The organism is Myxococcales bacterium (assembly GCA_012513515.1).
GTDB lineage: Bacteria > UBA10199 > UBA10199 > 2-02-FULL-44-16 > JAAZCA01 > JAAZCA01.
The window spans coordinates 1-12,308 of the sequence record JAAZCA010000038.1 but is presented as its reverse complement, the minus strand read 5'-3'; the positions used below and the strand labels follow the sequence as shown (position 1 = coordinate 12,308).

9 protein-coding genes and 1 tRNA gene are annotated in these 12,308 nt (G+C 52.8%); 6 read left to right on the top strand and 4 right to left on the bottom strand.

Annotated features, from left to right (window positions below):
- The first annotated feature begins 359 nt into the window (after positions 1–359).
- The gene (locus GX659_07955; protein ID NLD28710.1) at positions 360–2,459 is read left to right on the top strand and encodes a hypothetical protein; all 2,100 of its coding nucleotides are present in this window, start codon (positions 360–362) and stop codon (positions 2,457–2,459) included.
- A 44-nt stretch (positions 2,460–2,503) separates the two neighbouring features.
- On the opposite strand, the gene GX659_07950 is transcribed toward GX659_07955, so the two are convergent.
- Positions 2,504–2,576: transfer RNA gene (locus tag GX659_07950), tRNA-Cys, on the bottom strand.
- Positions 2,577–2,728: 152 nt separating this feature from the next.
- On the opposite strand from GX659_07950, the gene GX659_07945 reads away from it, so the two are divergent.
- Positions 2,729–3,430 (top strand): hypothetical protein, encoded by a 702-nt coding sequence (locus GX659_07945; GenBank protein ID NLD28709.1) that lies wholly within the window; start codon positions 2,729–2,731, stop codon positions 3,428–3,430.
- 2 nt (positions 3,431–3,432) lie between these two features.
- The gene (locus GX659_07940) at positions 3,433–3,864 is read left to right on the top strand and encodes a single-stranded DNA-binding protein (protein ID NLD28708.1); all 432 of its coding nucleotides are present in this window, start codon (positions 3,433–3,435) and stop codon (positions 3,862–3,864) included.
- Between the two features lie 69 nt (positions 3,865–3,933).
- Here GX659_07940 and GX659_07935 read toward each other — a convergent pair whose 3' ends face one another.
- Entirely contained in the window at positions 3,934–5,010 is a 1,077-nt protein-coding gene (locus tag GX659_07935) for a DUF3187 family protein (protein ID NLD28707.1), read from the bottom strand.
- A complete protein-coding gene (gene trxB, locus GX659_07930) occupies positions 5,007–5,930 on the bottom strand; it encodes a thioredoxin-disulfide reductase (protein ID NLD28706.1) in 924 nt (307 codons plus the stop codon). Before trxB ends, GX659_07935 begins: the two co-directional genes overlap by 4 nt.
- A 189-nt stretch (positions 5,931–6,119) precedes the next feature.
- On the opposite strand from trxB, the gene GX659_07925 reads away from it, so the two are divergent.
- Complete coding sequence (locus GX659_07925) at positions 6,120–8,210, top strand: FAD-dependent oxidoreductase (GenBank protein NLD28705.1); 2,091 nt, start codon at positions 6,120–6,122, stop codon at positions 8,208–8,210.
- The gene (locus GX659_07920) at positions 8,207–9,361 is read left to right on the top strand and encodes an FAD-binding oxidoreductase (GenBank protein ID NLD28704.1); all 1,155 of its coding nucleotides are present in this window, start codon (positions 8,207–8,209) and stop codon (positions 9,359–9,361) included. Before GX659_07925 ends, GX659_07920 begins: the two co-directional genes overlap by 4 nt.
- Here the strand turns inward: GX659_07920 and GX659_07915 are convergent.
- Complete coding sequence (locus GX659_07915; GenBank protein ID NLD28703.1) at positions 9,353–10,147, bottom strand: hypothetical protein; 795 nt, start codon at positions 10,145–10,147, stop codon at positions 9,353–9,355. The two genes, GX659_07920 and GX659_07915, sit on opposite strands and share 9 nt — an antisense overlap.
- A gap of 73 nt (positions 10,148–10,220) precedes the next feature.
- Between GX659_07915 and GX659_07910 the strand changes: the two genes are divergently transcribed.
- A complete protein-coding gene (locus GX659_07910) occupies positions 10,221–11,747 on the top strand; it encodes a YifB family Mg chelatase-like AAA ATPase (GenBank protein ID NLD28702.1) in 1,527 nt (508 codons plus the stop codon).
- Positions 11,748–12,308: the final 561 nt, after the last annotated feature.

The window sequence follows — 12,308 nt, the reverse complement described above, 5'->3', positions numbered from 1 at the left end:
CAAAAGCGCTAAAAGAAAGATCCTGAATCTCATTAAAACCTCCAAAAAACAGGCCACAAAAGCGCAGGACGGGTAATTTTCTACGCCATAAGCAACCGGAATTCAAGCCATTAGTTGCGTAATGGTTTTCGCCTAAAATACGAAAAAGTTGCGTGATTTTCCCTTCCCTCTCGGAAAGCAGGATTACCCGCATCCCCGGATCCCAAAAAAGCTTTGATTTGAAAGGCTGATTATGCCAAAAGCATAGACTGGTTCGCAAGATCATCCAAAACACGAAATCACGAAAAAATCACACAACATAATACCGCTTTTTACGAAAATGAAGGTAAGAGGAAAAAATTTGCTAGTGGAGAGGAACAATGGGAATTGAGAACAAAAGATTACATCTTGCGATAGGGCTTGCCATGGAGAAGTTCTGCCACGGCAAGGATTCCAGAGAGGACTGCCGTTGGGTCACCGACGTCAGTTCGTGGCCCTCTTTCGAATCCCCTGAGGATACCGTAACAATAGCTTTCAAGAATCGCGACGACCGCCAATTCTTCCTCGACTGCAAGGAATTCGAGGGGAAGTACGCATGCGATATGCGCGTCGTACACAAGCCTTCCTTCGGAAGCAATTTATACAAATTTCTCCTCGGAAGCGGTGGGTTTATGTTCGGGTGTACTGGCCTCCCACCGAGCGGAAATGATATCTCATTCGACGCCTACGATGGCTATGTGGAAATGGACACCCCCACTGATCAGATAACCCCTCCCGACACCTATGATGCACAGGAACTTCCACGCAGGCCTGACACAGAACCGGACACCCCCCGTACGGATATTCCACCCGACGACGCAGATGACGTAGGGGATGTGGGTGATATAGAGGACGTGGATGATATGGGCGACATATCTGAACTGGATATGAATATCCCGCCCGACAATTGCGACATTGAAAATCCTTCAGAAGTGGAAGCGGAAGCAGAGGTTGGACGACCGGATATGGATGGAGATGGCGTAATAGATGAAGAGGACAACTGCCCGGAGGACTATAACCCTGATCAAATCGACAGCGACAATGACGGCGTCGGCGACGCATGCGATGATTGCCCAACCGATCCCGACAAGATCCACCCCGGCGTATGCGGCTGCGGAGTCCCGGATAAGGATGCGGACGAAGATGGGATAGAAGATTGCCTGGACAACTGTCCTGATATGGCGAACCCGGCACAGAAAGATTCCAATGAGGACGGAATCGGCGATCTCTGCGATCCTTCTATGAAGGAGGTCTTCTCCGGAATTTTCACCGCCGATATGGACCTCTATAATGGCGAACTCATATTGTACGGCATGACTCCGGTCGGCAAGCCCTCTTTGGTCGAATGCCAAGCGACCTCCAGCGCTCTGACATGTTCCGCCGGAATCGAGATCCCTGTCGCACAAATTCCCGTGGTAGCACAGAGCTACGTGCCCAGAGATCACGGAGGGCTAGCTCTTGCAATGGGGGTTGGGGAGACTCCTACGGTAATGGGAAGATTTGACAGGGTCCAAAATCCCCCCGTTCAGAGCTATCAATTCTCATCGGCACATATAGTAGAGGACAGTTTCTTCTACCCCACATATCCGATAGGCTTTATCGACTCTCCGACCTTATCTGAGAGCACTATATTCATAAGCCATTTCTATTGTCCGCCGGATCCTGAGGATCTCTGTAGCTCGCCCTCGCTTTTGGTCGGGTACCGCGATCATCCAGACTGGTCGCAAAAGCAGTTCAAAATGACGCACCTGATCCCCGAAACATTCGACAGAATTCCGGACGTTGACCTGATGAATGTCACCAGAAGGTCAGTAGCGATGGCCCGTACCAACATCGACAGCGATGGCTGCAAGAGGTACAGCCCGTGCAACCTGCTGCTTGTCATGAGCGCCGGCGACCAAGGACACATGGCTGGAATCGGTCTCCATCCCGGAAATGAGTCAAGTATGATGATGAGCGCATGGATAGGATTCAGCGGTCCGGTAGGAGATGTCGAGGCTCACCACATCCCGGAACTCAACCTGATGAACTCAGGAACGATTGCGGTGGTACCGATGGCAAAACCCCATCACTCGCTAAAATTTGTGGATGTTACCTCGGTTTCTGCCGATCAGCACGACATCTCTCTTGAAGACGCCATACCTGCAGAGGCCAAGATAACGGATATCTCCTTCGATCAAGCTGCGGCAGAAGACACGACGCAGCAGTCCCTCCATATATATCTCGCAGCGGGAGAGAGGATAGTGCGTGTAAACGTGGATAAAAACACATTCACATCCCAGGGGATGGAGTGCGTAAAAGTCTCCTACGGCGCTGCGAATATCGTGGCAAGCGCATCGTGGCTCTTCGTTGGAACGACGGATGGCAGGGTGCTGAAGCTCGACCTCTCGGATCCAGATCTCTTCGGAAGCTGCCAATTGAAATTCCAAAACAGGATGTAAAAAAAACGGGCACGCGCCATGCGCATGCCCATAAATTCCATCTGAGGCGGCGACCGGAATTGAACCGGTAGATAACGGTTTTGCAGACCGTCCCCTTAGCCATTTGGGTACGCCGCCAAAAACGAATACGCTGGCTAACAGAAAAACCCCCGTTAAGTCAAGCTGTTGATATGCGGCGTCTGCCCTGACTCCCCTTATGCAAAGGCCCGCGCATTTCCCATATTTAATCCCTTGAAGGTGACAACAAAACCTGCTAGGGCATGCGAGCCATGATTAGAATAAGTCCAGCCCTCATACTGACCGCAGTTGCGGCCTGCGTGCACTTTGCTTCCTGCTCCAGCAGCGCTTCAGCTGTAAATCCATCGACGATGAACGGAAAAGCCAATCAGTACGCGATGCAGGGCGAATCGCGAGAGTTGGCACTCAAAGCGATGGAAGAGAAGGATCGCGGCAAATCTAAGGATTACGCCGAAAAAGGGATGGAGATCGCGGAGCGCTGCCTCATGCACGCCCCGGAAAATGCGGGCTGCCGATACTGGAGGGCCGTCAACACCGGCCTATATTACAAGGTCCGCGTGCTGGGCTATCAAAACGGCATCAAGAGAATGATAGATGACTGCAACGCCGTCATCTCTCTCGATCCGAAATACGAGCACGCAGGGGCATATCGGATGCTCGGACAGATCTACACGCAGCTCCCGCAGACCGGCGGCAACGTTGAAAGCGTTACGCGCAACCTCCCCTTCGCGGAAAGCTGTCTTAAAAAAGCGGTCGAACTCGCCCCGGATTATCCGGAAAACTATCTCTCGCTTGCCGAAAACTACCTCTCACAGGAGAAATTCGGCGACGCGATCGAGGCCCTGGCGGATGCAAAATCGCTGGTCCAACAATGGAAGCATGACGCCTCATATGAAGACTGGAAGATCTCCTTCAGGGGTTTGGAGAAACAAATAGACAAAAGGAAGGACTAGATATGAGTGTAAATAAGGTGATATTGGTCGGCAGGCTTGGAACCGATCCAGAAAAACTGGTAACGGGAAGCGGGAGAAGCGTCGCGAAATTCAACCTCGCTACATCGGAGACCTGGAAGGACAAAAGCGGCCAGAAACAGGAAAAAACCGAATGGCATCGCATAGTGGTCTGGGGTGCACAGGCTGAAAACTGCGCGCAATACCTCTCGAAGGGCCGCCAGGTCTATATCGAAGGAAAGCTGCAGACCCGCCAGTGGGACGACAAGGAAGGGAAGAAACGCTACACGACCGAAGTCGTCGCACAGAGCGTTCAGTTTCTCGGTTCCAAGGGGGATTCCTCCGGGCGTTCCGTCGAGTTCACATCGCCACCTGCCAACTCCGACGAAGCCCCTGCGTTCGACATAGATGCGGGGCCCGACGACATACCATTTTGACGGACGATCGACACGCGAATAGAAAAAGGGCATGCGCTTTCCACATGCCTTTTTTTATCTCAGGATATTTTATTTCAGGACTTTTCTGGCGAGCCAGTCCCCCGCAGGACGGTGCCGTCCGAGGGTGTCAAAGCGCATCCCGAGAGAGAAAAAGACGGTGAAGTCAACCGCCGGCCCCCTTGAGGTGATATCCTCCACAAATCCGAATTGCCAGATGAGATCGCTGTTGCGTATTATGCTGCGCTCCTCCCCTCTGAACCCTACGATGAGATTCATCGGAACGCCATCCCAGTTATCCATGGAAGTGCTATTAAAAAGCGGAGTGGAACCGTCCAGCTGAACGATCATCGACCAGGTAGGAAGGAGCGTAAGCTCCCCTGCCAGGGAAAATGCCAACATGTTGTTGTACATGAAATTGCTGATCGACTGATTCCCCCCCAGCACGTAAAGCCCGACGTTCACGTGACCATGTACGCGTTTGTGGGAAACCCCCAATATCGATCCCACCCCGAAATCCATCGCACCGCTGCCGAGCCCCCTGCTCTTCTTGCCCGTCGGGAGCTTGATCTCCGCGAACCAGGAGAGATCAGGCCAATCGTCATCCTCGCCAAGAAGCTGATTTTTTACGTGAAATGAGATATCGCCGAGACCAAGCCCCATCTCCGGATAATCCAGCAGGTCCCTCCCTCCGGATGAAAACCTGTAAGAGAATCTTCCATTCGGCACATTCTCGCGCCCGCCATTGGGCAGATGAAAGAAGTTGTGAAACTCCTGTATGAACCTGTCGAGAAAACCGCCGTTGAAATGCAGCATCGGAATTTCGATTCCAACCTCCATGTCATTTCTAACGCCGTAATCCATGTGAAGCGCGAGCCGCCAGAGCTCCATATCGAAATCCATGCTGGAGTTATTACCAATCTGCGCCTCATACATGCTCGAGTAGGCCGAGTCTATTCTCGTCTCAAGAGTCCCGCTGGCTAGCGGCTCCGCACGCCTTGGAGTAAGTCCGAGATTCTGTAAATAAACCGGATTTTGATTTCTGACGGATATCGGACCAAAGCTGTTATAGTTCCTCGCGTGCAGTTGCACGGGGAAAATCAGGATGACAGCCGCTATAACGAGCGCTGTTGATGGAACAGATTTCACGAGTTCTCCTGCAAAAATCTCTCGGCATCGATAGCTGCCATACACCCGGTTCCAGCTGCGGTAACAGCCTGTCTGTATCTGCTGTCCTGACAATCGCCGCATGCGAACACTCCATCCACGGATGTCTTCATGCTGGATTTTTCGGTAACGATATATCCGTTCTCGTCCAGCTCAAGCTGCCCCCTGAAAATAGATGTGTTAGGCGTGTGACCTATCGCCACGAAGACTCCATCGCAGGGTATGTCGCGCAGCTCTCCGCTCTTCACATCCTTGACCCTAACGCCGGTGACCTCACCTTTGGCCACATCGAGGATCTCATCGACAACAGAGTTCCATGCGAATTCTATCTTCGAATTTTTTAGAGCCCTCTCCTGCATCGACTTGGAAGCTCGAAGCTCATCGCGCCTGTGGATGAGCGTCACCTTGGATGCAAGATTTGCCAGATACATCGCCTCCTCGAGGGCCGTATCGCCTCCACCTATTACGCAAACCGCCTTGCCCCTGAAGAAGAAACCATCGCAGGTGGCGCATGCAGAGACCCCCCTGCCATGAAGTTTCTTTTCGGATTCGATATTAAGCCACCTCGCAGAGGCGCCGGTGGCTATGATCAGGGTTTTGCTCTGCAGCTCCTTCCCGCCGACGATTATGGAAAAGGGACGCCTTGAAAGATCCACCTTTTCTGCGACGCCGGAGATAAAGGTCGCGCCGAGGCGCTCGGCCTGCGCCCTCATATCAGCCATAAGAGCCGGCCCCTCGACCGGTTTGGCGAAGCCGGGGAAATTTTCCACATCCGTAGTGATTGTGAGCTGACCGCCCGGCTGGAGCCCCTCGACTACAAGCGGTGAAAAGCTCGATCTCGAAACGTAGATCGCAGCGGTCAAAGCAGCCGGTCCGGAGCCAAGTATTATGACATCGTTCATCTTAGTTACCCCTTTCTCGCGATAACAACAAAGCTAAACGCCCATCTGAAATGATCACGCAATGTGAAAAAAAACGGCGCAATAGTCAAGACGATCCGGGAAAATTGTCAAATCTGCCGCTTGATTCTTTTTATCTTCTCTTATAGCTACTCTCTCCTCTGCGACGAATCGTCTGCAAAGGGGGCTTAGATGACGGACAAAAGGCTGAAAGAGCACCCTATTCTGCCGATCCCCTCACTGCAAAAAATATCATTCACATGGAACGGCTCTACGATGTGGGCTCTGCCTGACGAGATGATAAGCTCGGCCCTGCTTGCCAACGGAGTCAAAATCTTCGGAAAACACAAAAAGGACGGATCCCCGCAGGGGATATTTTGTGCCAACGGGCAATGTTCGCAGTGCATGGTGCTTTTAAACGACTTCCCGGTGAAGGCGTGCATGACCAAGATTTCCGCCGGAGATGAGGTGGCCGAGCTAAGAGGTGATCCGATCTTCCCGAAAAAATCAAATGCTCCGTATAGCAAGGAGATAAAAAGAATAGAGCTCCCTGCCCTCATACTGGGAGGGGGACCCGCCGGGCTCTCTGCCGGGATCGAACTGGGCAAGATGGGCATAAAGAGCTTACTCATCGACGACAAACCATCCCTTGGCGGAAAGCTCCTGCTTCAGACCCATCGTTTTTTCGGCTCCATATCGGCCGTACACGCTGGAACGCGCGGCATAGAAATCGCCAAAAAGCTGGAATCAGAGATCAAGAAACATCCCTCGATAGAAATATGGACGAACAGCACCGCGCTCGGCATCTTCCGAGACCGGGTGGTCGGCATCCTCAAAGAAGGGAAGGAGTATGTAATTCTGAAGCCACAGGTAACGCTGGTGGCGACCGGCGCCAGAGAGAGATCTATAGTGTTTCGCGGCAACACCCTTCCCGGAGTAATCGGAGCAGGGGCTTTTCAAACCCTGGTCAACCGAGATCTGGTAAAGATTTCAGACAGGCTTTTCATAATAGGCGGAGGCAACGTGGGGCTCATCGCAGGATACCACGCGCTTCAAGCCGGGATCGAAGTGGTGGGGCTGGCCGAGGCGATGCCCGAATGCGGTGGATACAAGGTGCACAAGGACAAGCTAATCCGCGCCGGAGTCCCGATATACACGAACCACACGATAATCTCCGCTAACGGGAGAACCGAGGTGGAATCGGTGACGATCAGCGAAGTGAACGAGCTCTTTCGCCCCGTCGAAGGAAGCGAACGCTCGTTCAAATGCGACACCATACTCGTGGCGGTCGGCCTCGACCCCGTGAACGAATTCGCAATCAAAGCAAAAAAATTCGGGATGCACGTGCTGTCGGCAGGCGATGCCGAGGAGATAGCTGAAGCATCGGCGGCGATGTTCGCCGGCAAAATTCGCGGCGTAGAGATGGCCAAGATGCTAGGGGCAGATGCGCCGGATGTTCCCGAAAACTGGGTGAAAACCGCCGAGATACTAAAGTCCCGCCCCGGCAGAACTGAGAATAAGAAAAACCAAAATTGCGAGGATGGAATAGTTCCGGTATTCCACTGTTATCAGGAAATCCCGTGCAATCCCTGTAGCTCCGTCTGCCCTCAACATCTCATAAAGATCGAAGAGGCGGACATAAGGCATCTCCCCGTCTTCCTCGGCGGAAAGTCGGGCAAAAAATGCGTCGGCTGCGAAAAATGTGTAACCATCTGCCCCGGGCTCGCAGTGACGCTGGTCGATTACCGCAACGATCCGCAGAATCCCACGGTGACGATAGCACACGAGTTTTCAAACAGAGCCACGCGTGAGGGAGATTCGGTTACCGCGATAAGTTCCGAGGGAGAACCGCTGGGAGATGTGACGGTAACCAACGTTCGCACCATTGAAAAGAACGATCACACCATTCTTCTCAAGTTGCAGGCACCGAAAAACATAGCAGCCCGCATCGCCGGAATACGCGTGCAGGAGCTGTGGGTAAGCGAGGCAATGGAGGAAAAAATCACGCGCATCACAGATGATACCATAGTCTGTAGATGCGAGCGAATAACGGCCGGCACCATTCGCGAACTGATTCGCAAGGGGTATCGCGACGTCAACGAGGTCAAGGCGGTCACACGCGCAGGCATGGGAGCATGCCAGGGGAAAACATGCCAGCCCCTCATCAAGAGGCTTTTCAGCGAAGAAGGAGTTCCTTTTACTGATGTTACAGAAAATACCAGGCGCCCTCTTTTCATCGAAGTGCCGATCGGCATTTTCGCCGGCGTTTCGGAGGAAAAATGATTCAAAGCTACGACGTCATCATCATCGGCGCCGGAAGCATAGGAGTCCCCGCAGCTTTGGCGATGGCGCGGGAAAAGATGCGCGTGCTCGTGATCGATGCCCTCCCGAGCCAAGGGCAGGGCTCGAACAAGGCGGCCATAGGCGGCATGCGCGCAACGCACTCGGATCCCTCCAAGCTGATCATATGCAAGAGAAGTTTGGAAATAATATCGAGCTGGAAGGAAACCTTCGGCCACGACATCGAATGGCATTCGGGAGGATACTGCTTCGTCGCCTACAGGGAGGAAGAGGAGCTCATCCTCAAAAATTTGCTCAAGGAACAACACGCACACGGGCTAAAAATAGACTGGCACGACAAGGAGGCTGTACTGAGCATAGCCCCCGATCTCAATCCTGCAAATCTCAGGGGAGCAACATTCTCGCCGAATGACGGTCACTGCTCCACACTTTTGGCGAACCATGCCTTCTACGATCAGGCCAAGACCTATGGGGCTGAATTTCGTTTCAACGAAAAGGTGATTGGAATAGATACGAACGCAGGGCGCGTCACCGGCGTGCGAACCGACAAAAGGACTTACAAAACAGCCTGCGTAGTAAATGCTGCCGGGGCATATGCGACAGAGGTCGGTAAATTAGTCGGCCTCAACCTCCCCGTCCTCCCCGACTCGCACGAAGCCGGAATCACGGAACCCGTAGCGCAGTTTCTCGGACCGATGATCGTCGATATCAAACCTGCGCCCGGGTCCAGCAACTGTTATTTCTACCAACTGCGCTCCGGACAGATCATTTTCTGCATAAGCCCTGAACCTGAAATTTCAGGATACGAGAGGGGAGAATCGTCGCTCTTTCTTCCTATGGCAGCCAAGCGGATGGTGTGGCTGATGCCGAGACTCGCCGGAATAAGGGTTCGCAGAACATGGTGCGGGCTTTATCCTTCGACGCCGGATGGATCGCCGCTTGTAGGATGGCATAATTCTCTGGATGGATATCTGATAGCAGCCGGGATGTGCGGTCAGGGATTTATGTTGGGGCTCGGCCTCGGCGAGATGCTCACGCGCATGATCATGAGAAATGAAACCGCCGATGACATCGAAGTTATCACCGACCTCTCCCCGTTTCGCAAATTCAAATCTCAGGAAGCTCTAAAATAACTTTTTCGCGTTCGTCACGAACTGCTCCACCAACTTCATATCCTTTTTGAAACGCACCGGCCTGCCGCCCTGCCCAATCGCATTGGTGAGGGTGCAGCTGTCCACTCCACATGGCTTTACCTTTTCTATAGCCTCCGCCACGTTAAGAGGAGAGAGCCCGCCGGCAAGTATGACCGGGACTTTGAATGAGCTAACGAGCCTCGCTGCAACATCGAGATCGCAGAGTTTTCCAGTGATTCCCACAAAGCCGGGGACCGGCTGTTCTTCTTCCGTTCCGTCGAAATCCGCTATGAGCAGAGTGTCTGTCAGAAAGTAGTCGCTGCCGGGCGCAAATATTTCTGCATAGTGCAGCGTATCGACACGCTCCCCCCTACCGCTTTGCGCAACTGGAATGGAGCGCATGATGGACAAAAATGGATATCTCTCCCTTATCTTTAGCTGCAAAAGCAAAAGCTCCGCAAGCCTATCTTCCGCAAAGCCATGAAGCGCCTCGCAGAAATGGAGAATGTCGGGCCGATGATAATCAATTATCCTTGAAACAGTTTCAAAATCGTCGGAAAACTGAATCAACGAACTTTTCCTTCCGAATGCCTTCGCAGCCGCTACGGCCCCTCTCACACCCGGGTCGTCCCAGCGCATCTCGGGAGTTATTACGCTCCCTATGTGATCGACGCCGAGTTCGGCCAACTGCTTCGCCTCTGCCTCAGAATTCACCTCATATATCTGAATTATCATATCCGCCCTCTCCGGAAGTGTATGAAAATTATCCACAAGCATCGTTTTCATACAGTTTAGCAAATACCCAGCCTTGATATATATGCGTTTTACCCGGGCATGGCAATTGCATTGAAGAAGAAACATGCTAGCACACACATTCTCAGCGGCGCTTGACGGAATAGAGGCGGTAGCGATCAAGATCGAGGTAGAGATACTCATGAGAGGTCTTCCGGGCTGGAACATGGTCGGCCTGCCGGAGACGGCAGTAAAGGAGGCGCGCGACCGCGTATCGAGCGCAATCAGAAATTCGGGGTTCATGACTCCCAACAGAAAAACGCTCGTGAATCTATCCCCCGGCAACATCAAAAAGGCTGGCACGCATTACGACCTTCCGATAGCGGTGGCACTGCTTTGCGCCACGGAAAACGCCAGCGCCGCGATGGCCTCTAAATTCATCATGGCCGGAGAGCTATCTCTCTATGGGCGCATCATGCCTGTCGCAGGGATTTTCATGATGGCACTTGAAGCGAGAAGGCTCGGGCTGAAAGGAGTCATAGTTCCTCGCGAAAATGCCTGGGAGGCAAAGCTCGCGATGCCGGGGGAAGTTATCCCCGTCGAAAAACTTTCGGATGTAATCTCATTTCTGAACGGCGAGCTAAGTCCTCAGTTTCCAGAACACAGAAGAGAGGCACATCCGGAAGCCGAAACTCTCGACATCTCCGATGTGAAAGGGCAACCATTTGCCAAACGGGGCCTCGAGATCGCCGCAGCGGGAGGACACAATATCGCGATGAAAGGACCTCCGGGAACCGGCAAAACCATGCTCGCCGAAAGGCTACCTTCGATCCTCCCTCCCCTCACCGAGTTCGAGGCGCTCGAGGTGATGAAAATTCGAAGCTGTCACGGGCTGATCGCCCCGGGGCAGAAGCTCCCGACAAAGCGTCCGTTCCGAGCGCCTCATCACTCGGCCTCATACGCAGGTCTGATAGGGGGAGGGTCGGGAGGAACTGCAAGGCTGGGGGAGATATCCCTCGCTCACCGCGGAGTTCTCTTTTTAGACGAGATGGCGGAGTTCAGGCGCGACGTTCTGGAGGTTTTGAGACAGCCGATGGAATCCGGCATAGTGCGAATCACCAGATCGCAGACGATGATCGTCTATCCTGCGAAGTTCATGATGGTATGCGCTTACAACCCCTGCAAATGCGGATTTTTCACACACCCTTCGCGCCCATGCACCTGTTCGATAGGCGACATCCGCAGATATCGCGCCAAGCTTTCCGGTCCGCTGCTCGACCGGATCGATCTGCACATCGAAGTAGGCCCTCCTCCTCACGAAGCGCTCATGGAGCACGTTCAGGAAGAGCACTCCTGCGAAGTGCTCGAACGAATCATGAGGGCGCGGAAGATACAGTCTGAAAGATATGGTAGATCGGAAAAATACAATTCGCATCTCACAGGACGCGAATTAAAAACCCACGTCAATCCGGGAAGCGGAGCCAAAAAATTGCTAGCCTCCGCAGCCGCCCGTCATAATCTATCCGCGAGGGCCACTCATAGAACCCTCAAGATCGCTCGCACCATAGCCGATCTCGCGGAAAGCGCCGACGTGCTGGAGGAGCACATCGCCGAAGCCCTTCAGTTCAGGCCAAGCACGGAGGAAATTGCCTAAATCAAGTTACCTCCGAAAAATCAGCAACAACCGCGACTCGTAACTGGTGAACGGTTGGAACCCCGCGGTAGCGGCGGCCTAAAAGCGCGGGAATGACATTCATGTTGTCATCCCCGAATCTTCATCTTAATCCTAATCTTAACCCTAATAACGATATTTTCGAATATAAGCTAATCTTACAAAAGGCGGATCAAAGATCAGTGATCAGCGATCAGGATTCGACCCCCTCCCGCAACTGCCGTGACTCGTGACTGGTGAACGGCTGTCATCCCCGAGTGACGAGAAAGGTCATCTTCATCTTCATCCTGATCCTGGTCTTGATCTTAATCTTAATAAGGATGTTTTCGAATGAAAACTTTTTGGGGTCTGGATGCTGTTGCTCCCTCTGACGGGGAAAAGGGAAAATCACGCAACTTTTTCGTATTTTAGGCGAGAACCATTACGCAACTAATGGCTTGAATTCCGGTTGCTTATGGCGTAGAAAATTACCCGTCCTGCGCTTTTGTGGCCTGTTTTTTGGAGGTTTTAATGAGATTCAGGATCTTTCTTTTAGCGCTTTTG